17 protein-coding genes are annotated in these 21,603 nt (G+C 66.3%); 5 read left to right on the forward strand and 12 right to left on the reverse strand.

What is annotated here, in order from left to right:
- Window positions 1-31: 31 nt before the first annotated feature.
- Window positions 32-1,783 carry a proline--tRNA ligase gene (locus tag RhoFasB10_RS09235; RefSeq protein ID WP_068428697.1) on the reverse strand — a complete coding sequence of 584 codons (1,752 nt, stop codon included), beginning with the start codon at window positions 1,781-1,783 and terminating at the stop codon, window positions 32-34.
- Between the two features lie 79 nt (window positions 1,784-1,862).
- Here RhoFasB10_RS09235 and yaaA point away from each other — a divergent pair, with 79 nt between their 5' ends.
- The 3 genes from yaaA (at window position 1,863) to mgtE (ending at window position 5,281) form a co-directional block, all read left to right on the forward strand.
- Window positions 1,863-2,606 (forward strand): peroxide stress protein YaaA, encoded by a 744-nt coding sequence (yaaA, locus tag RhoFasB10_RS09240; protein WP_068429175.1) that lies wholly within the window; start codon window positions 1,863-1,865, stop codon window positions 2,604-2,606.
- Window positions 2,603-3,826, forward strand: a complete 1,224-nt coding sequence (locus RhoFasB10_RS09245; RefSeq protein WP_167676124.1) for a DUF2786 domain-containing protein — start codon at window positions 2,603-2,605, stop codon at window positions 3,824-3,826. The genes yaaA and RhoFasB10_RS09245 overlap by 4 nt, the downstream gene beginning before the upstream one ends.
- 108 nt (window positions 3,827-3,934) lie before the next feature.
- Window positions 3,935-5,281 carry a magnesium transporter gene (mgtE, locus tag RhoFasB10_RS09250; protein WP_167676126.1) on the forward strand — a complete coding sequence of 449 codons (1,347 nt, stop codon included), beginning with the start codon at window positions 3,935-3,937 and terminating at the stop codon, window positions 5,279-5,281.
- Between the two features lie 3 nt (window positions 5,282-5,284).
- Here the strand turns inward: mgtE and RhoFasB10_RS09255 are convergent, their stop codons facing one another.
- The 11 genes from RhoFasB10_RS09255 to mqo all read right to left on the reverse strand — a co-directional run bounded on the left by RhoFasB10_RS09255 (window position 5,285) and on the right by mqo (window position 18,817).
- A complete protein-coding gene (locus RhoFasB10_RS09255) occupies window positions 5,285-6,748 on the reverse strand; it encodes an MFS transporter (protein WP_174551467.1) in 1,464 nt (487 codons plus the stop codon).
- A 50-nt stretch (window positions 6,749-6,798) separates the two neighbouring features.
- On the reverse strand, window positions 6,799-8,031 hold the full coding sequence (gene cobA, locus RhoFasB10_RS09260) for a uroporphyrinogen-III C-methyltransferase (RefSeq protein WP_167676128.1): 1,233 nt from the start codon (window positions 8,029-8,031) through the stop codon (window positions 6,799-6,801).
- 31 nt (window positions 8,032-8,062) lie between these two features.
- Complete coding sequence (locus RhoFasB10_RS09265; RefSeq protein ID WP_068428682.1) at window positions 8,063-9,745, reverse strand: ATP-binding cassette domain-containing protein; 1,683 nt, start codon at window positions 9,743-9,745, stop codon at window positions 8,063-8,065.
- Between the two features lie 15 nt (window positions 9,746-9,760).
- Complete coding sequence (locus tag RhoFasB10_RS09270) at window positions 9,761-11,425, reverse strand: alkaline phosphatase D family protein (RefSeq protein ID WP_068428679.1); 1,665 nt, start codon at window positions 11,423-11,425, stop codon at window positions 9,761-9,763.
- Between the two features lie 37 nt (window positions 11,426-11,462).
- Complete coding sequence (locus RhoFasB10_RS09275; RefSeq protein ID WP_068428676.1) at window positions 11,463-12,314, reverse strand: LLM class F420-dependent oxidoreductase; 852 nt, start codon at window positions 12,312-12,314, stop codon at window positions 11,463-11,465.
- A gap of 19 nt (window positions 12,315-12,333) precedes the next feature.
- On the reverse strand, window positions 12,334-12,696 hold the full coding sequence (locus RhoFasB10_RS09280) for a cobalamin biosynthesis protein (protein ID WP_068428673.1): 363 nt from the start codon (window positions 12,694-12,696) through the stop codon (window positions 12,334-12,336).
- Entirely contained in the window at window positions 12,689-14,089 is a 1,401-nt protein-coding gene (locus RhoFasB10_RS09285) for a cobyrinate a,c-diamide synthase (protein WP_167676130.1), read from the reverse strand. Before RhoFasB10_RS09285 ends, RhoFasB10_RS09280 begins: the two co-directional genes overlap by 8 nt.
- Window positions 14,083-14,703 (reverse strand): cob(I)yrinic acid a,c-diamide adenosyltransferase, encoded by a 621-nt coding sequence (gene cobO, locus RhoFasB10_RS26305; RefSeq protein WP_068428667.1) that lies wholly within the window; start codon window positions 14,701-14,703, stop codon window positions 14,083-14,085. Before cobO ends, RhoFasB10_RS09285 begins: the two co-directional genes overlap by 7 nt.
- Window positions 14,704-14,713: 10 nt before the next feature.
- Window positions 14,714-16,600, reverse strand: a complete 1,887-nt coding sequence (locus RhoFasB10_RS09295) for a VWA domain-containing protein (protein ID WP_068428664.1) — start codon at window positions 16,598-16,600, stop codon at window positions 14,714-14,716.
- A gap of 234 nt (window positions 16,601-16,834) precedes the next feature.
- The gene (locus RhoFasB10_RS09300) at window positions 16,835-17,311 is read right to left on the reverse strand and encodes a GNAT family N-acetyltransferase (RefSeq protein WP_068428661.1); all 477 of its coding nucleotides are present in this window, start codon (window positions 17,309-17,311) and stop codon (window positions 16,835-16,837) included.
- A 12-nt stretch (window positions 17,312-17,323) separates the two neighbouring features.
- Window positions 17,324-18,817, reverse strand: a complete 1,494-nt coding sequence (mqo, locus tag RhoFasB10_RS09305) for a malate dehydrogenase (quinone) (protein WP_308115148.1) — start codon at window positions 18,815-18,817, stop codon at window positions 17,324-17,326.
- Window positions 18,818-19,020: 203 nt separating this feature from the next.
- Between mqo and RhoFasB10_RS09310 the strand changes: the two genes are divergently transcribed.
- Both RhoFasB10_RS09310 and mtr read left to right on the forward strand, forming a co-directional pair.
- Window positions 19,021-20,058: an alpha/beta hydrolase gene (locus RhoFasB10_RS09310; protein ID WP_222634593.1), complete on the forward strand. Its 1,038-nt coding sequence runs from the start codon at window positions 19,021-19,023 to the stop codon at window positions 20,056-20,058.
- Complete coding sequence (gene mtr / locus RhoFasB10_RS09315; RefSeq protein WP_308115147.1) at window positions 20,055-21,434, forward strand: mycothione reductase; 1,380 nt, start codon at window positions 20,055-20,057, stop codon at window positions 21,432-21,434. Before RhoFasB10_RS09310 ends, mtr begins: the two co-directional genes overlap by 4 nt.
- The last annotated feature ends 169 nt before the right edge of the window (window positions 21,435-21,603 follow it).

Raw genomic sequence — 21,603 nt, forward strand, 5'->3', positions numbered from 1 at the left:
CTATCAAGGGGTAACCGAGCCCGAGTGGAAATCAGGCGGTAGGGCGAACTGCCTTCACGATCTCGGCGACGGCGGCATCCCTGTCGACCTCTCGGCTCTCACCGGAGAACCGATCGCGGATCTCGACCTTGCCATCGGCCCATCCGCGACCGACCACGACCACGAGCGGCATGCCGAGCAGCTCGGAATCCTTGAACTTCACGCCAGGCGATGCCTTGCGGTCGTCGAACAGGACCTCCAGGCCCTGCACGTCGAGCGCCGACGCGATGGACTCTGCGCCTTCGCGGGCGGCGTCGTCCTTGTTGGCGATGACGAGGTGCACGTCGTACGGCGAGATCTCGGCAGGCCAGCGCAGGCCCTTGTCGTCGTGCATCTGCTCGGCGACGACCGCGACCAGCCGGGACACGCCGACACCGTACGAACCCTGGACGAGTCGGACCGGCTTGCCGGTCTCGCCGAGAACGTCGACGGAGAACGCGTCGGTGTACTTGTAGCCGAGTTGGAAGATGTGGCCGATCTCGATTCCGCGCGCCGAGACCAGCGTGCCCTGGCCGTCGGGCGACGGGTCGCCGTCTCGCACCTCGGCTGCCTCGATGGTGCCGTCGGGTGTGAAATCACGGCCGGCGACGAGGTTCACGACGTGCTTGCCCCCGATGTCGGCGCCGGTGATCCACGACGTGCCGTCGACGACCCGGGGATCGACGAGGTAGCGAACACCGTTCGCCTGCAGTGCACGCGGACCGATGTAGCCCTTGACCAGGAACGGATTGGCCGCGAAGTCCGCGTCGGTGAGCAGTTCGAACTCCGCGGGTTCGAGCGCTGCCTCGAGCCGCTTCTCGTCGACCTCGCGGTCGCCGGGCAGGCCGATCGCGAGAAGTTCCCACTCCCCTTCCGCGTTCCGTACCTTCAGCAGAATGTTCTTGAGGGTGTCTGCGCCGGTGATCGTGCGGCCGAGGTCGGCCGAGTTGGCCCAGTCGACGAGCGTCGCGATGGTCGGTGTGTCGCCCGTCTCGTGGTCCACCGCGGCGGGCTGACCCTCGATGGGCAGCGGGTCCGGCGCAGGCGTCGTGACGGCTTCGACGTTGGCCGCATAGCCCGATTCGACGCAACGCACGTAGGTGTCCTCGCCGATCTCGCTCTCGGCCAGGAACTCTTCCGACGCGCTTCCGCCCATGGCTCCCGACGTCGCCGCCACGATGACGTACTTGACACCGAGACGTTCGAAGATGCGCTGATACGCCTCGCGATGTGCGTTGTACGACGCCTTCAGACCGTCCTCGTCGAGATCGAACGAGTACGAGTCCTTCATCACGAACTCGCGGCCGCGCAGGATGCCTGCACGCGGACGCTCTTCGTCGCGGTACTTGGTCTGAATCTGGTACAGCGTGACCGGCAAGTCCTTGTACGAGTTGTACTCACCCTTGACCGTCAGCGCGAACAGCTCCTCGTGCGTCGGACCGAGCAGCATGTCGTTGCCCTTGCGGTCCTGCAGTCGGAACAGTGCGTCGCCGTATTCGGTCCAGCGGTTCGTCGCTTCGTAGGGCTCACGCGGTAGCAGTGCGGGCAGCGAGATCTCCTGCGCGCCGATCGCATTCATCTCTTCCCGAACGACCTTCTCGATCTGCCGCAACACCTTGAGCCCCAACGGCAACCAGGAGTAGACGCCGGGCGCGATGCGCCGGACGTATCCGGCGCGAACCAACAGCTTGTGGCTGTCGACTTCGGCGTCCGCGGGGTCGTCGCGGAGAGTGCGGAGAAACAGCTGAGAGAGGCGGGTGATCACGGGGTACGAGAATAGTCGGTGGCCCGGCGCTGACCGGCAGCCGCCCACCTCTTGCCGGCGGTGGGTAACGTTGATGCCCGTGATCGTTCTGCTGCCCCCGTCCGAAACGAAGTCCGACGGTGGCGAGGACTCCCCGCTGGACTTGACCCGCCTGTCGCTGCCCGAGCTCAACCCACTTCGGCAGAAGCTGGCCGACGCGCTCGTCGAACTCGCCGACGATGTCCCCGGCTCGCGCGCGGCACTCGGTCTCGGGCCGACGCAGGACGACGAGATCGAACGCAATGCGTCGTTGTTCACGTCACCGACAGCCCCGGCGCTGAGCCGCTACACCGGTGTTCTCTACGACGCGCTCGACGCGAAATCGTTCACGAAGGCCGGTCGCGCCCGTGCGGCCGCCCGGTTGTGGATCGGCTCGGCGCTGTTCGGTGTCGTCCGCGCGTACGACCCGATCCCGACGTACCGTCTGTCCGGTGGTTCGAAGATCCCCGGGTTCGGAACACTGCGTTCGCATTGGAAGCCGGAGCTGACCGACGCTGTGGTCTCCGCGGCCGACGGCGTCGTCGTCGATCTGCGATCCGGTACGTATCAACAGCTCGGACCGATACCCGGTGCGATCACAGCGACCGTGCTGACCGAGAAGCCCGACGGATCCCGGTCGGTCGTCAGCCATTTCAACAAGCATCACAAGGGACTGCTGGCTCGCGCGTTGACGCTGACGACAGCCGAACCCAAGGACGTGAAGGGACTCGCCAGAGTCGCGTCGAAGGCAGGGCTGCGCGTCGAGGTCGCGTCGTCGACCGAACTGATCGTGGTTACCGAATGAATCCCGTGCCGAAGCTGCTCAGGGCGGGCGCCGACGCGTCGTTCGGGCGCGACAAGGACTTACGCGTCGTCGACGACATCACGGACCGTCTGATCGGGCTGGAAGACTTCGATGCGATGGCGCTGGGGTCGCTCGCGTTGACCAACATGATCCAGACGATGTACGAGGCCGGGTGGCAGCCGTTCGATCTGCTGCACATCGTGCGACGCCAACAGACCGTCGCCGTGTCGTCGCTCGCGGCTGCGGTGATTCTCCATCAGTCGGATCTGACGAACGCGAACGACCGCGCGCCCGAGTTCTGGGTCGACCAGTTGTCGGAGATCTGCGCGCTGTATCCGAAGGCTGCGTCGCGCGTGGAGGCGTCGCCCAGTTTTCTTGCAGCGCTGCTTCGTTCGAGCGGCAAGTCCGACTACATCGCGGCGAGCGATCAGTGGATCGCGGTGCTCGCGCTGCTCGGCCAGTGGCAGACCCTGCCGCGGTGGCCGCAGATCGGCCCGCTGCCATCGCAGTGGCCGAGGAAGCGGGCAACCCCACGCGTCACGGCAACGGCCGGTGCGGATTCTCCGAACTCGAAGGTACTGGGCCGTATTCGTGGCCTGCTCGCCAAGGCCGACGCCACCGACTTCGACGAGGAAGCCGAGATCCTGACGGCCAAGGCGCAGGAATTGATGACCCGGTACTCGATCGACTCGCTTCTTCTGAGCGAAGGAAACGTCGACGTCGACAGCCGCCGCGTCCACGTCGACAATCCGCACGCGCCGGCGAAAGCTCAACTGCTGCACGTGGTCGGCGAGGTCAACCGGGTGAAGTCGATCTGGGATCCCGAGTTCGCCGTAGCGACGCTCGTCGGGTCACCGATCGACGTCGAGCAGACCGTCGTGTTGTTCACCTCGCTCCTCATCCAGGCGACACGCGCATTGTCGCACTCTCCGAAAGCCAAGCGGCGCAAGGGTTCCGCGTCGGCCGCGTTCGGCAAGGCGTTCCTGTTCGCGTACGCGGTGCGGATCGGTGAACGCCTCGCCGACGCCGACGCGCACGCCCTCGACGAAGCATCTGGAGAATCCCGCGACCTCCTTCCCATGCTCGCCGCCAAGACCGTCGCCGTCGAAGAGGCATTCGACCGACTCTTCCCGAGGGTGAAGGCGATGCGCGGACCGAGGCTCGACGCGGAGGGCTGGGAATCGGGTCAGGCAGCGGCGGACAAGGCGGAGTTGCGGTAGCTGGGATCGGGTTTGCCGACCGAATATTCATCTGCCGACGGAGTCCGGTGCGCAGCTGATGAACACGTGCGCGAACACGCGTCGACCCCGCCGGGCACAATGGGTTCAGTGCAGAACACTTTCGATGACACGATCGCCCGGGCGACCGAGCTGCTGCAGCGCAAGGATCTGGCTGCGATGTCCGCGCTCGTCGCCGACTTGTCCCCGGCCGATGCGGCTCGGGTCCTCGAACGCGCGGATTCGGCGGAAAGAGCTGTGCTGTACCGACTTCTGCCGAAAGACCAGGCCCTCGACGTGTTCGAGCAGTTCGACGCCTCACTGCGCGGCGAACTGCTCGGCGCTCTGCGCGACGACGACGTCATCACGCTGTTCGAGGAACTCGACCCGGACGATCGCGTCGAACTCGTCGACGAACTGCCGTCGAACGTCGCACACCGGTTGATGCAGGGATTGTCGGCGACCGAACGTGACCTGACGGCACCGATGCTCGGCTACGCGAAGGGTTCGGTCGGCCGACGAATGAGCCCGGAGTACATCCGCGTGCACCCGTCGACCACGGCTGCACAGGCGCTGCACCAGGTTCGAACCACCGGCGCCGATGCCGAGTCGGTCTACATGCTGCCCGTCACCGACGACCGTCGACGCCTCGTCGGTGTCGCCACTCTGGCCGACGTCGCCACCGCGGCACCGGACACGACGATCGGCGATCTCGCGAGTGCGGGACCCGTCGTCACCGCCGAGATCTCCGCCGAGGACGCCGCACGCATGTGTCTCGGCAATCGCAGCCCGGCGGTGGTCGTCGTCGATTCCGAGCACCGCCTGATCGGGATCGTGACGATCGAACAGGCGTCGCGGATTCTCGAGGAGGCCGAGGACGAGGATGCCGCGAGGGCAGGCGGTACCGAGCCTCTCCGACGGCCCTATCTGTCGACGCCCGTCCTGTCGATCGTGCGCTCCCGAGTCGTGTGGCTGCTCGTGCTGGCATTGTCCGCGATACTGACGGTTCAGGTTCTCGAGATCTTCGAGTATGCGCTCGCTGCCGTCGTCACCCTGGCTCTGTTCATTCCGTTGCTGACCGGCACGGGCGGCAACACCGGGTCACAGGCCGCGACGACGGTGACGCGTGCACTTGCGGTCGGCGACGTCCGACCCCGTGACATCGCGGCGGTGTTGTTCCGCGAAGTGCGCGTGGGCGCGACGATGGGTGCGATGCTCGGCTCGCTGGGATTCGTGATCGCCGGGCTCGTCTACGACTTCCATCTCGGCCTCGTCATCGGCTCGACACTCCTGGCCATCTGCACGCTCGCCGCGACGGTCGGCGGGGCGATGCCGCTGATCGCGAAGAAGATCGGCGTCGATCCTGCCGTGTTCTCGACGCCGTTCATCTCGACGTTCTGCGATGCTTCGGGGCTGATCGTGTATTTCGCGATCGCGAAGCTCGTGCTCGGAGTGTGACCGTCAGCCCTTCTGCGCATCCTCCTGCGCGGCCTGCGCCTGCGCGACCTGCTGTGGGCTGAATCGGATGAAGTACGCTGCGATGCCCGCGACGACGGCCGCGATCGCGCAGCAGAACAACGCGAACATGTAGCCCGAACTGAGGGCGTCGAGCTGCGCTGCGTTCATCAGGTTCGCAGGTCCGGTCGTGCCGCCGAGAGACAGTGTCCGCGACGTCACCAGTGCGCCGATGACGGCCAGGGCGACAGGGCCGCCCAACGTCTGCGCGACGAGTGCGATCGCCGTCAGCGGTCCGATCTCGGTCGGCTGGACACCGGCGATGGCACACAGCGGAAGCGGAATGGACGCCATACCGACGCCGAACCCGATGCCGATGACCGGGAAGAAGATGCCAGGGAAGTACGACGAATCGCCGTCCATCGTCAGCACCGAGAACAGCAGCCAGCCGACCATGATCGCTGCACCGGCCATGACGAGAAAGCGGGGCTGGATTCGGACGGCGAGCTGCGAGGTGATGAACGCAGCGGCACCGAGTCCGAACGCGAACGGAACGAACGCAAGACCGGCCGCCAGCGGGCTGTAGCCCAGCACGTCCTGCACGAACAACGCGACGAACGCCGCAAGCGAGAACATGACGCCACCCGCGAAGAAGATGGCAACGAACGTCGCGACGCGGTCTTTGCTGGAGAAGAGCGAGAACGGTAGCAGGGGATTGTCGGCACGGCGCTCGACGACGAGGAACAGCCCGAGCAGCACGACACCCGCGACGAACGAGCCGATCACCAGCGGACTGGTCCAGCCGAGTTCGGTGCCCTCGCTCAGCGCCAACACCACTCCGGTACATCCGAGCGTGCCGAGTATCGCTCCCGGGAAGTCCAAGGCCAGCCGCATTCCGCTGGTCTCCCGAAGCGACACCACCGCGAGGATGACGATCACGATGCCGATCGGGACGTTGATCAGAAAGATCCATCGCCACGACACCTGAGTCAGCGCGCCACCGATGATGAGCCCGGCGATCGATCCGACACCCGTCATCGCCGCGTAGATCGCCACGGCCTGATTGCGGACCGGGCCCGGCGCGAACGTGGTCGCCACGAGGGCGAACGCCGTCGGCGACGCGACCGCCGCACCGACGCCCTGCAGTGCGCGAGCGGCAACCAGTGTCGCCTCGTTGACCGCGAGCCCGCACAGCAACGATGCCACCGTGAACAGCACGACGCCGCCGAGGAACATCTTCTTTCGGCCGTACGCGTCACCGAGCCGCCCACCGAGCAGCATCAGCCCGCCGAACGCGAGTGCGTAGGACGTCAGAACCCAGTTTCGGCCGGCGTCACTCAGCCCGAGGTCGGCCTGCAACGGGGCCAGGGCCAGGTTCGCGACGGTTCCGTCGAGAACCACCATCAGCTGGAGACCACTCAGCACGATGATCGCCAGGCCGAAGGCCCTGGTGGTCACCGGATAGACGATCTGCGTGGAGGCCGCTGCGGGCTGCGAGTGGTCGGGCACGAGAGTTCACGTTACCGAGAGTCCGCCGAAAAACCAGCAACGGTCCCGATGACGACGATCGCCGGAGGCCTGATGCCCTCGGCCTTGACCTTCTCGGCGACGGTCGCCAGATCGGCGCGCACTTCGCGCTGCGTTCGCATCGTTCCCTCCTGAACCACGAGCACCGGCGTCGACGCGGGCCTGCCGCCGTCGATCAGAACCGTCGCGAACTTCTCGATGCGTTCGACGGCCATCAGCAGGACGATCGTGCCCTTCAGCTTCGCCAGGGCATTCCAGTCGACGAGCGAGTCCGGGTGATCGGGCGCGACGTGACCGCTGACGACGACGAACTCGTGCGTCACACCGCGGTGGGTCACCGGAACCCCGGCAGCCGACGGAACGGAGATCGCGCTCGTGATTCCCGGTACGACCGTGACCGGTACGCCTTCGGCCGCCAGCGCCTCCAACTCTTCGTAGCCGCGCCCGAACACGTACGGGTCGCCGCCCTTGAGCCGGACGACGAACTTGCCCGCCTTCGCATGGTCGATCAACGCCTGGTTGATGGCCTCCTGCGCCATCGCGCGGCCGTACGGAATCTTGGACGCATCGATGACCTCGACGTGCGGTCCGAGCTCGGCGATCAGTTCCGGCGGCGCGAGACGGTCGGTGACGACGACATCCGCGTACGCGAGTAGTTTGCGTCCGCGAACCGTGATGAGATCCGGATCGCCCGGACCACCGCCGACGAGTGCCACGCCGGTGTGCGGCGTGTCCGTCGAGTCGGCGATCAGCCCGGAGTGCATGGCTTCGACGACGGCGTTGCGCACCGCCGCGGATCGGCGGTGGTCACCGCCGGCCAGAAGACCGAGGGTGAGCCCGTCGTACTCGGCCGATGCCGGGGTGACGGCTGTGCCGTCCCGCGCGATGTCGGCGCGAACGCAGAAGATTCTCGACCGCTCTGCTTCTGCGACGATCGCCGCGTTGGTGCCGGCCTCGTCGGTGCATGCGATCGCATACCAGGCGCCGTCCAGATCGCCGTCGGCGTACTCGCGCAGTTCCATCGTGATCTGCCCGAACGACGCCATCGCCTCCACCGCGGGCGTCGCCGCGCGTGTGATCACGTGGACCCGAGCACCCGAGCTGATCAACAGCGGCAGCCGTCGCTGCGCCACGGTGCCACCACCGACGACGACGACGCGTCGACCCGACAGATTCAAGCCGACGAGATAGGGAGAGTCGGTCGCATCACCTTCGTTTTCGATCACGGAAGGCAACTTACCGCCCTCGTGTTACGCGCTACCGTGCGCGTGTAACACGCTTCTCGTCCCATACCGGCTCGTCGGATTCGTAGACCTGGCCGTCGGATCCGAAGACCAGGAATCGGTCGAAACTCTTCGCGAACCAGCGGTCGTGCGTGACGGTGATCACGGTTCCCTCGAACGCGGCGATGGCGTCCTGCAGCGAGTCCGCCGACAGCAGATCGAGGTTGTCGGTCGGCTCGTCGAGCAGAAGCATGCTGGCGCCCGACAGTTCGAGGAGGAGAATCTGCACCCGCGCCTGCTGTCCGCCCGACAGGTTGTCGTACACCTGCTCGGACGCCGACGCCAGTCCGTATCGATCGAGTGCGCGACTGGCTGCCTCGCGTCCCATTCCGTCGCGGTGCTCGTTACCCATGTGCAGGATGTCGAGCAGCGTCTTACCTGCGAGGTCGGGTCGTGTGTGCGTCTGTGCGAACAATCCCGGCCGAACCCTCGCACCGAGAACAGCGGTACCCGTGTGCGGCACCGGGGTGAGTGCGAGTTCCTGGACGGGCAGGTGTTCGCGTTCCGGGTCGGTCCCACCGCCGGCGAGCAATCGGAGAAAGTGCGACTTGCCCGAACCGTTCGAGCCGAGCACCGCAACGCGATCGCCGAACCAGATCTCGGTGTCGAACGGCTTCATCAGCCCGGTCATCTCGAGGTCGGTGCACACGAGCGCGCGCTTCGCGGTGCGGCCGCCGTGCAGACGGACGGTCACCTTCTGTTTCAGCGGCACGGCCTCCGGTGGGCCTGCCTCCTCGAATCGGGCGAGACGCGTCTGCGCCGCGTGATACCGCGCGGCGACGCCGTCGTTGAACTTGGCCTTCTCACGCAGGCGCAACACGAGCGCACGAAGTTTGACGCGCTCCTCGTCCCATCGACGTCGTAGTTCGTCCAGTCGGGCGTTCCGGTCCTCGCGCGCCCGGTAGTACGTGTCGAACCCGCCGCCGTGCACCCACGACGACGCCCCTGCCGCTCCCGGCTCCAGTGTGACGATGCGCGTCGCGGCGTTCGCGATCAGCTCACGGTCGTGACTGATGAACAGAACCGACTTGGGCGATTCGCGAATCGTCTTCTCCAGCCAGCGTTTTCCCGGTACGTCGAGGTAGTTGTCCGGCTCGTCGAGGAGCAGAAGTTGGTCGGGTCCGCCGAACAACGCTTCGAGCACCAGCCGTTTCTGCTCGCCGCCGCTGAGTGTCGCTGCGGTGCGCCATTTCGCTCGATCGAACGGCATGCCGAGGGCTGCCATCGTGACCTCGTCCCAGAACGGTTCGATGTCGTAGCCGCCGACATCGCCCCAATCCGACAGCGCCGAAGCATATTTCAGCTGCGTCTTCTCGTCGTCGGCCTCGATCATCGCGTTCTCGGCGGCATCGAGTGCCTCTGCAGCGTGACGAACAGCAGGCGCCGCCACCGACAGCAGCAAGTCCCGCACCGTCGAATCGTCACGGACCTGCCCGACGAATTGACGCATCACACCGAGCGAACCCGACCGCGTCACCGATCCATCGTCGGGTTCGATGTCTCCGGCGACGATGCGCGTCAACGTCGTCTTGCCGGTTCCGTTCGGCCCGATCAGGGCGGTTTTCGCACCGTCGCCGACGCGGAATCCGACGCCGCCGAGCAGTTGCCGCCCGTCGGGAAGGAAGTAGTCGATGTCGGTCAGTTCGAGATGAGCCACATCGGCCAATCTATGTCAGACGGTCAACTTCTTTTCCGCAGTCTGTTCGAGCGTCTGCCTGCCGACGACGTCGACGTGCGCGTGTTCGACTCTCACCGAGGCAGTTTCGCCGTCGGTGGTGAGCAACATGACGCCGTTGTCGAACCATGGCCCGGCTTCGGCCTCCCAGGCCACGTCGACGGGTGGAACTTTCGCGGATCGCGCGAGGCGGCCGAGCAAGCGCGCGACAGGCTTTCGGATGGCCAGCCGGTTCACCGCGCGAATCGGCAGATCCAGCGGATTGCGGAACGGCGACATCGTCAGCTGATAGGTCACCGGGACGTTCTCACCGCCGACCCCGAAATCGGCGCGCGCCACGTACGAGCAGTGCACGTCGCCCGAGAGCCACAGGATGGAGGCGGGTGGATCGTCCGTTCGACTCAATTCCCGCGTCAGCGTTGACATGTCGACGAACGATTTTCCGAACGCCGCCCAGTGCTCCAGATCCAGCGCGATCCGAAGCTTCTCACCGACCCAGGACATCCGGCGACCCCAACTGCCCTGTGCCACCGCCTCGTTCCACTGTTCCAGGTGATGCAACGCGGGCAACATCAAGAACGGAAGCGACGATCCGAACAGCACGTGACGCGACGGGCTCTCCAGCGCCCGCTCACGCACCCAGGCCCACTCGGCGGCGTCGACCATGCGCCGATCGTCCGGGTCGAGACTCCGCGAACACCGTGAGTCGATCATGATCAACCTCGTCGTGCCGAAGTCGCGATAGAAGCTCCATCGGCCGGTCTCCGGATGCTCGTCGACGCGCAGCGCGAAGTCCGCGAGCAACTTCTCCCGCTCGGCGTCCGAGGTCGCGGAACGAACCTTCTCGTAGAGCTCGTCGCGCGACAACTCGTCGGGCGACAGGTTGCCGAGGTGCTGATAGACCCAGTACGACGAGAACGCGCCCACGACCCGGTCGTGCCACCACGGCCTCGTCTCGATGTCCGCCCGCCACGACGCCGACGAGTTCCAGTCGTCGCGGAGGTCGTGGTCGTCGAGGATCATGCACGACGGCACGCTCGCGAGCAGCGTTCGGACAGGTTCGACACCCCACGACTCGTGGTAAAGCCACGAGTACTCCTCGAAATCGCAGATCTCGTTCTCGGCTTCGGTACCGCGGGCTCCGGCCGGGCCGTCGCCTGCGGCGCGTCGGGCGTGCAGGCGCTCGAGAATCTCCGGTGACGGATCGTCCGCGTAGACCTGGTCGCCCAGGAACAGCAACGCCTGCGGCCACTCGCTCGGGTCCTGGGTGCGCATACGGTTGCCGAGACCGGCGAGCGCGTCGGCGCCGATACGCTGCAGCGATTCGTCGCCGTAGTTGTCCCCGCGTCGGCACGAGCCGAGGGCGAAGGTCACCGGACCCTCGGGGTCGCACGTGTGGATCGCGGCGGTATCGGAGACCGGCCACACCTGGGTGCCGTCGAACAGCACCTCGTAGGTGATCGTGGTGTTCGCGGGCAGGTCGGTGAGCGCGACGAGTGCATAGTGATGGCCGTGCACGCCCCAGGTGGGCACCTCCACGTGTTGCCCCACCGACGTCCGCACCTCGACGGCACCAGGGGTGTCGAATTCGAACCAGAAGGTCGCGTCGTCGGCACCGACGTAGCGAACCAGCGGGCCGAGAACGAGGGGCGAGGATTTCATCTTTCACACAGTGCACCGACGCGGCGAATTGCGCCAGTCAGTGCAGGACAGGAAGCTTGTTCGCAAGCCGATCGAGGTAGGCCAGCACCTCGGCTTCGGACTTGTCGGGCATGCCGTAGACGACCTCGGTGACGCCGAGCTCGCCCCATCGCGCGAGCTTGGCGACGTCGGGCTTGACATCGAGCACCACGATCTCCGGGTTGCCGACGCGTCCGCCGTCCCGCCACATCTGCTGCAGCCGCACGACACGGGACTCGATGTCCTGCTCACCCGGCGTCGTGATCCACCCGTCCGCCGACTGCACGATCCACGCGAAGTTCTTGTCCGTGCCTGCTGCTCCGACGTAGGTCGGAATCGCGTCGCCTCGAATCGGTTTCGGCCACGCCCAACTCGGCCCGAACTCGGCGAACTCGCCCGAGTACTCGGCCTGCTCGTCGGACCACAACGTGCGCATGGCGGCAAGATATTCGCGCAGCATCGTCCGTCGACGCTTCGGCGGCACGCCGTGGTCGGTCAACTCGTCGACGTTCCAGCCGAATCCGACACCGAGCACGACCCGTCCGCCACTGAGATGATCCAGCGACGCAATCGATTTCGCGAGAGTGATCGGATCGTGCTCGACGGGTATCGCGACGGCTGTGCCCAGCCGTATCCGCGAGGTCACCGCAGCTGCCGTCGCGAGCGACACCCAGGGGTCGAGGGTGCGCGCGTACCGATCGTCGGGAAGCGACGCGTCACCGGTCAGTGGATGAGGCGCCTCTCGTCTCACCGGGATGTGCGTGTGTTCGGGTACGTAGAACGAGTCGAACCCCAGGTGTTCCCCGGCCGCTGCAGCGGCGGCAGGGGTGATCCCGCGGTCGGAGGTGAACAGGACGAGGCCGAAGCGCATGCTCGCATTAGAACGTGTTCTAGTCTACTGCGCAAGCAAGTGCGATACTGACCGCTCCGATGTTCGTCTTCGGGGTGACGACGCGTCCGCCGCCGCTTCCGAGAGTCGCGGCAGCCTCGGCAACGCTGGCGGTCCCGGTTTCGCGCCGCACACGGGCCGACGGGTTCGGCACGGAGACCCGGTTCAGCTGCTCCGCGGTCCACGACGTCGACGAGACCCCCAGCGCAGCCGCGACGGGCGCCAGGACGTCCGCCTTGGTGTCGATCGTCGCGACGGACACCAAGGTCCGATCCGCTCCGACGACGGCGAGAATCGCGTCGACGATGCCGTCGATCGGGGCGTTGCTGGACGCCCCGACTCCCGCGACGACGCGGTCAGTCACGGGACGCGAACCGCGCGCAGGCAGCGACGAAACGCGCAACCGATTCGGGCACACCCGCCGGATGAGTGTGCAGATACGACGCGTGCACGTTGCCGTGCACGAAGCCCTCCCGCACGACGTTCTTCCTGGCGGCACGGCTCGGGTTGCGCCATCCCCAAGCAGCCGTCGGATTCTCGTCCGCGACGTCGACGAGCATCGTGCGGTGGAATTCGTGTCCGGTCACCCGTGCGCCCGCAGGGAACAGCACCGAGTCGTGCAGTGCAGCGGCGTCGCGGTAGCCGAGTGTCAACGACGCCGAGAAGCGGGCATCGACGTCGATCACCCCGGCCATCGCATGACCGTCCAGACTGCGCGAAAGATACAGCAGCCCAGCACATTCCGCATGAATCGGCATTCCGGCGGCCGCGGTACGGCGAATGTCCGCCAACAGGAGCTCGTTCGACGCCAGCTGCTCGGCATGCTCCTCCGGAAAGCCACCGGGAACGACGACACCGGCCGTGCCGGCGGGGAGCCCGTCGGTCAACGGGTCGAACACCGTCACGTCGGCGCCGGCTGCCCGCAGTAGTTCGACATGCTCGGCGTAACCGAACGTGAACGCCGGACCACCGGCTATGGCGACGACAGGAGCCTGCGACACGGGCGTGCCCACCTCGTCGGCCGGGTTCCACGCGGCCGTCGAGACCGACGAGGCAGCCAACGCACGGAGTGCGTCGAGATCGACGTGTTCGGCTACGAGCGTCGCCATGGCATCGACCGCCGCGCCTGCGGACTGCCCGTGTTCGACGGCGGTGATCAACCCGAGATGCCGTGAGGGCACGGCCAATTCGGACATTCGCGGCAGCACGCCGAGTACCGGAATGCCGACGCGGTCGCACGCATGTCGCAGCACTTCCTCGTGACGCGGACTTCCGACGCGATTCAGGATCACCCCGCCGATGCGCACCGAGGAGTCGAACGTCGAAAAACCGTGCAGCACTGCGGCGAGACTCTGGCTGTGTCCCCGCGCGTCGACGACGAGCACGACGGGTGCACCCAGCATCGAGGCCACGGATGCCGTCGATCCCTCGGCCGACGCGTCACCCGCGCCGCTGGGGTCGATCTTGCCGTCGAACAGTCCCATCACGCCCTCGACGACGGCGATGTCGCACCCGTCACTTCCGTGCCGGAACAGCGCTCCGATGCGGTCGGCGCCGACCATGACGGCGTCGAGGTTACGTCCGGGCAATCCCGTCGCAAGCGAGTGATATCCGGGGTCGATGTAGTCGGGTCCGACCTTGAACGGGGCGACGCGATGGCCTGCGGCGCGCAGTGCACCCATCAATCCCGTTGCGACCGTCGTCTTTCCGCTTCCCGACGCCGGGGCCGCGATCACGACCGCGGGGACACTCACCACTCGATCCCTCGCTGGCCTTTGCGGCCCGCGTCCATCGGATGCTTGACCTTGGTCATCTCCGTGACGAGGTCGGCTGCGTCGATCAGTGCCTGCGGGGCGTCGCGGCCGGTGATGACGACATGCTGGTTGCCCGGCCGATGCGTCAGCACCTCGACGACCTCGTCGACGTCGACCCATCCCCACTTCAGCGGATACGTGAATTCGTCGAGGACGTAGAAGCGGTGCGTCTGCTCGCCCAACCGGCGGGCGATTTCGCGCCAGCCATCGGCTGCTGCCGCCGCGTGGTCGACGTCCGAACCCTTCTTGCGGGTCCACGACCAGCCCTCGCCCATCTTGTGCCATTCGACGCCGCCGCCGACACCGGACTGCTCGTGCAGTTCGCCGAGCGTCCGGAACGCAGCTTCCTCGCCGACCTTCCACTTCGCACTCTTCACGAACTGGAAGACACCGACATCGAATCCCTGGTTCCACGCGCGCAGAGCCATGCCGAAGGCAGCGGTGGATTTGCCCTTCCCGGGCCCGGTATGGACCGCGAGGACCGGCTGATTGCGGCGCTGCCGCGTCGTCAAGCCGTCGGCAGGCACGGTTCCTGGCAGTGGTACTCCCTGTGGCATGTCGCGCCCCCTACGCCGCGGCGCGGACGACGGCCGCGACCTGCTCCGCCGACAGGTCGGCGAGTCGCACGTATCCCCCGGCAAGATGCTCGGCGAATTCGCGCGCGAGATCGAGCCGGACCATGCCCGTCTCGCAGTCGACGACGACCGAGGCGGTGCCGTCCGCCGCAATCCGTGATGCGGCGATGCGCGCTCGCTCGACGGGGTCGACTCCCCCGGTCGCACGACCGTCGGTCAGCGCGACCACGAGTGCGCGGCGCAGCGGGTCACGTACCTTCTCCCGCTGGACCACCTCGCGCGCTGTCAGAAACCCCTGTGCCAGCGGCGATCTGCCGCCGGTCTTCATGCGACGCAGGCGGGTGACCGCGACGTCGACGCTCGACGTCGGCGGCAGCACGACCTCGGCGTCGCGTCCACGCACCGTGATGACGGCAACCTTGTCTCGCCGCTGGTACGCGTCGCGCAGCAGGGACAGGACCGCGCCCGTCACCGCCGACAGCCGATCACGCGCAGCCATCGAGCCGGAGGCGTCGACGACGAAGACGATGAGGTTGCCTTCCCTCCCCTCGCGAAGCGCGCCCCGCAGATCGGCCGGCTCCAACCGGAACCGTCCAGCAGTCCGACCGCGAGCGACCTGCTGCTCGGCGGCAGCGAACAGGGTACCCAGGAGGTGAATTCCCTTGTCGCGCTCCGTCGTTGCGCGCACGACACGACCCTGCGAGGACCGAGAACGCGACCGACGCCCCGGAGCGCCTTCCCCGACGCCGGGGACCTGCATCAACCGCGCACGGAACTGCGACCCGGGAGCCGCCGCCTGCTTGTCACGCGAGTTGTCGCCGCTCTGTTGCCGTTCAGGCGCGTCCGAGCCGTTCGACTCGGGAGATTCGCCGGCAGGGGGCGGCGGCGCGCCTCCCCCGTCGGGATCCGGATCGGGCTCGGGTTCGGGCTGCTGCTCCGCCTGCTCGGCTGCGTCACGCATGGCGTCGTCGAGGGCGCTCTCGTCGATTCCCGGTTCGTCGAACGGATCTCGCCTGCGACGGTGCGGCAGCGCGAGTTCCGCAGCAACGCGGACGTCCGATTCTTCGACGGCCGCCGACCCTCGCCACGCCGCGTGGGCCGTCGCCGTGCGTGCGACGACCAGATCCGCGCGCATGCCGTCGACGTCGAAGGACGCACACAGCGCTGCGATCCGTCGTAGTTCGGTGTCGCTCAACACGACGTCGTCGATGGCCGCCCGGGCAGCGACGATACGAGCGGCGAGATCGGCGTCCTCGTCGGCGTATCGACCTGCGAACTCGGACGGATTCCGTTCGTAGTCCAGACGTCGTCGGATGACGTCCATGCGGGTGTCGACGTCTCGCGAGGCCGTCACGTCGACCGCGAGACCGAAACGGTCCAGCAACTGCGGTCGCAACTCGCCCTCTTCGGGGTTCATCGTGCCGACGAGCACGAATTGTGCTGCGTGAGAATGGGATACACCGTCGCGCTCGATGTGGACGCGCCCCATCGCGGCCGCGTCGAGCAGCACGTCGACGAGGTGGTCGTGCAGCAGGTTCACTTCGTCGACGTAGAGCACGCCCCGGTGAGCCGCGGCCAGCAGACCGGGTTGGAACGCGCGTTCGCCGTCGCGCAGCACCTTCTCGAGATCCAGCGAGCCGACGACGCGATCCTCGGTGGCGCCCACCGGTAGTTCGACGAGACGGGCCGGACGGCTACCGCCCTCGTCCTCGACGGCGGGCAGAAGCGTCGCGAGTGCGCGCACCACCGTCGACTTCGCGGTGCCCTTCTCACCGCGCACCAGCACACCGCCGATGCCGGGGTGCACGGCGCAGAGAATCAAGGACAGCCGGAGCTGATCCTGACCGACCACCGCACTGAACGGATATCCGGGCTGCACGACACACTCTCCTTCATCCCTCGGACTCCTCGCCGAGGACTGGGACGGCCCACCGGGATCGGTGGGCCATGACGCGCCGCGCGGTGATCTGGCTTCCGAGTGCCCACGGGCACTCGGTACACAGTGGCGGGACCGCGCCTGAATCACACAGGACTTCCCCGCATCGGCGTGTCGATCGGTTACTGCACGACTCCAGGCTTCGCTCCAGAGTCTTCAGGCTTCGCTCCAGAAACTTCAGGCTTCGCTCCACGGCGAACCGCCACCACGACGCATCGGGGTGTGCGGAATGCCGTCTTCGAGCACTTCCTCGCCATCGGGAAGGAAGCCGTGCTTGGCGTACATGTCGACGAGGTAGCTCTGCGCGTTGATGCGGCACGGAGCCGAGCCGACCTCGGCGAGAGCGGCCCGCAGAATACGCGTCGTATGCCCCTGTCCTCGGGCCGAGCGTTGCGTGCACAGACGCCCGATCCGGAAGGACTTCTCGCCGTCGTCGTGTTCCTCGAGCAGGCGCAGCGTGCAGACGACGTCGCCGTCACGCTCGAGCCAGAAGTGACGGGTCTCGGCGAGCAGATCTCTGCCGTCGAGCTCCGGGTACGCGCACGCCTGCTCGACGACGAACACCTCGACACGCAGCTTGAGCAAGTCGTACAGGGTCTTGTTGGACAGATCCAAGGCCCAGGATCGCTTGAGGGCAGCCGCTTGCGTAGTCATCTGCTGTTGCTATCACACACCGGTGGGCTGTGCGAGCCGGGTGGTCTCGTCGAGCTGCAACGTCTTGGACGTCCAGTCGAAGACCTCACGGAACAGCGCAGGCTCCTCGGCGAGCTTCTTTCCGAGCGACGGAACCATCTGCGTGAGCTTGGGCTGCCAGGCCGTGTAGCGGTCGCCGAAGCAGCGCTTGAGCACGTCGAGCATCGCAGGCACGGCGGTCGACGCACCGGGCGACGCACCGAGCAGACCGGCGATGGATCCGTCCGCAGCGTTGATGACGGCGGTGCCGAACTCGAGCACGCCGCCGCGCCCCTTCTTGCGGATGACCTGCACGCGCTGTCCGGCGGTGACGAGCTCCCAGTCCTTCCCGATCACCTGGGGCGCGAACTCGCGCAGCGTCTCCACGCGGTCGGCCTGCGACTGCGCGAGCTCGCCCACGAGGTACTTGACCAGACCGAGCTCGGTGACGCCGACGCCGAGCATCGACATCAAGTTGCCGGGCTTGACCGAGCCGGGAAGATCGGTGAACTTGCCCTGCTTGAGGAACTTCGGCGACCAGCCTGCGTACGGTCCGAACAGCAGTCCCGGCTTGCCACCGATGACGCGAGTGTCGAGGTGCGGAACCGACATGGGAGGTGCACCGACCGACGCCTTGCCGTACACCTTCGCCGAGTGCTGGGCGATGAGGTCGGGGTTGGTGCACCGCAGCCACTCGCCGCTGACGGGGAATCCGCCGAAGCCCTTGATCTCGGCGATGCCGGACTTCTGCAGCAGGTGCAGCGCCCCGCCGCCCGCGCCGACGAAGACGAACTTCGCGTTGACGGTCTTCTTCGCGCCGGTACGCAGGTTCGTGATCTTGACGTCCCACGTGCCGTCGGACTGCTTCGAGATGTTCTTGACGTCGGTGCCGAAGTGGACGGTGCCGCCGGACTCGGACACGTAGTTCAACAGCTGACGCGTCAGAGCGCCGAAATCGACGTCGGTACCCTCGTCGCTCCAGTTCAGGGCGACGGGATCGGAGAAGTCACGACCCTTGCCCATCAACGGCAGACGACGGGTGAACTCGTCGGGGCTGTCGATGTACTCCATGCCCTCGAAGAGCGGGTTCGACGCCAGAGCGTCGTACCGAGCGCGCAGGTACTTCACGTTGGATTCGCCGTGCACGAAGCTGACGTGCGGAATCGGGTTGATGAAGTTCTTCGGATCGGACAGGACACCGGATTCGATGCTGTGGGCCCAGAACTGTCGCGACACCTGGAACTGCTCGTTGACGTTCAACGCCTTGGCGATGTCGACCGAGCCGTCCTTGTTCTGCGGCGTGTAATTGAGCTCACACAGGGCCGAGTGGCCGGTGCCCGCGTTGTTCCATGCGTCACTGCTCTCGGCTGCCGCCGCGTCGAGCCGCTCGTACACGTCGATCGACCATTCCGGCTCCAGCTGCCGCAGCAGCGCACCCAGAGTGGCACTCATGATTCCGGCGCCGACCAGGACCACGTCGGTCTTCACGTTCGTGACCTGCTGTTGATTCGACCGCTGTTCATTTGACACTGGAGTTTCGACTTCCTTTGTCCGTGAGTTCTCGGCTACCGAGTGGTGTACGAATGGCGGTTACGTTACCCGTCCGTACGACACCGTTCCGACGCCCTTTGCGCAATACCTCGATTGTGCTCCTCGTGACGCCCCTGCCGTGACCACTACAGTTGTGATCTGTGACTACCTGGATGCCCGATGTCCTCGGCGACGGCTACGAGCAGACGACCATTCCCCTCGGTGACGACCCGGACGGCGAAGGCCAGGTCGAGGCCACCCTCGTCCGCTATCAACCGGCCGATTCCCCGCCGTTCGAAAAGGCGGTCGTCTACGTTCACGGATTCACGGACTACTTCTTCCAGCAGCACGTGGCCGAGTTCTTCGCCGCGCAGGGCTACGCGTTCTACGCGCTGGACCTGCGTAAGTGCGGCCGCTCGCTGCGCGACGGGCAGACCCCGCACTTCGTGACCGACCTGTCCTTCTACGACGCCGAACTGAACGCCGCGCTCGGCATCGTGTCCGCGGAGCCGAGCGGTCGGTCCATCGTGCTGGTCGCGCATTCCACCGGCGGATTGATCCTGCCGCTGTGGCTCGACCGGCTGAACCGTCGGGAAGGCGGAAGCGCGGGCCTGGGGATCGCGGGCGTCGTTCTCAACAGCCCGTGGTTCGACCTGCAGGGACCTGCCGCGATCCGCAGCGTCGGCACGACCGCCATCGACGTCATCGGACGATTCAGGGCCAAGACTCCGGTGCCGGGCCAAGGGCTCGACACCTACGGCCGTTCACTCGCCAGCTCACACGAGGGCGAGTGGACCTACAACCTCGAATGGAAGCCTCTGACCGGCTTCCCCGTCAGGTTCGGGTGGATCCGCGCGATCCGGCACGGACACGCCGCACTGCACCACGGACTCGACATCGGAGTACCGTCGCTGATCCTGCGCTCGAAGGTGACGCATTTCTCACGGAAGTACAGCTCGAGGACCGACGTCGCCGACGCCGTCCTCGACGTGCAGCAGATCGCGCGCTGGGCAGGCTGCCTGGGCGACCGAACGACCGTCGTTCCGATCGAAGGCGCGCGCCACGACGTGTTTCTCTCGCAGGAGGAGCCGCGCGCACGAGCATTCGCCGAAGTCGACGAATGGTTGGGCTGGCTCGACCGCAGCCGCGTCGAACACCCGTCGGGCAAGAACCACACCGAGATCGGAGCCATTTCGTGAGCGACCGGAAACACTTCGACCTCGTCGTCATCGGATCCGGTTCCGGCAATTCCATCGCCGACGAACGCTTCTCCGACATGAAGATCGCCCTGTTCGAAGAACATTCGCCGTTCGGCGGCACGTGCCTCAACGTCGGATGCATCCCGACGAAGATGTTCGTCTACGCCGCCGAGGTCGCCCAGACCATCCGTGACTCCGCGCGCTACGGGATCGACGCGTCGATCGACAAGGTTCGATGGGAGGACATCGTCGATCGCGTCTTCGGTCGCATCGATCCGATCTCCGAGGGCGGCAAGCACTATCGCGAGAACGGCAGCCCGAACGTCACGCTGTACTCCAGCCATGCGACGTTCGTCGGACCGCGCACCATCGACACCGGAACCGGCGAGATCATCACCGCCGACCAGATCGTCGTCGCAGCAGGTTCGCGCCCGATCATCCCGCAGCAGGTGCGTGACAGCGGCGTGCCGTACCACACGAACGACGACATCATGCGGTTGCCGACGCTGCCGAAACATCTCGTCATTCTCGGATCCGGTTACATCGCAGCAGAATTCGCGCACGTCTTCGGTGCACTGGGATCCGAGGTGTCGATCATCGCTCGCAAGGACAACCTGCTGCGCGGACTCGACCCGGACATCTCCGACCGGTTCACCGAGCTGGCACAGAAGTACTGGGACGTCCACCTCAATGTCGGCGAGTCCACGGCGATCTCGGAAGACGGCCAGGTCGGCGTCCAGCTTCGCGACGGGGACAAGGTACTCGGCGACGCGTTGCTCGTCGCCATCGGTCGTGAGTCCAACGGCGACCGCATCGGCGCCGAGGCAGGCGGCATCGAACTCGACGACGGCCGCATCGTCGTCGACGAGTTCGGACGCACCAGCGCCGAGGGCGTCTTCGCGATCGGCGACGTCTCGTCGCCGTTCCAGCTCAAGCACGTCGCCAACCACGAGGGTCGCGTCGTGCAGCACAACCTACTGCAGCGCACGTGGGACGACACCGCGAAGTTCCAGGCGTTCGATCATCGCTTCGTCCCCGCCGCGGTGTTCACGCACCCGCAGATCGCCGCGGTCGGCATGACCGAGCTCGAAGCCCACAAAGCCGGTCTCGAGATCACGGTGAAGATCCAGAACTACGGCGACGTCGCCTACGGCTGGGCGATGGAGGACCGCGAGGGATTCGTCAAGATCATCGCCGAGAAGAAGACGGGACGCATTCTCGGTGCCCACATCATCGGCGATCAAGCTCCGACGGTCATCCAGCCGCTGATCCAGGCGATGAGCTTCGGGCTCACGGCGCCCGAGATGGCCCGAGGTCAGTACTGGATTCACCCGGGTCTGCCGGAGGTCGTCGAGAACGCTCTGCTGGGCCTGTAGTGCCGCTGCGCGGCCCGTGCGTGGATAGTCGGCCATGGGCCGTGTGCTGTCTACATAGATGTGAGACACGATGTCTACATAGATGTGAGAGTCGATTCTAGGCGGCGGGGGCGTGGAGTTGTCCTTGGTATCGCTTGTCGCGGTCGAGGTGTAGGTGTCCTAGAACATC

Origin of the sequence: Rhodococcus sp. B10 (genome assembly GCF_011770055.1) — a bacterium.
Taxonomy (GTDB): Bacteria; Actinomycetota; Actinomycetes; order Mycobacteriales; family Mycobacteriaceae; genus Rhodococcoides; species Rhodococcoides kyotonensis_B.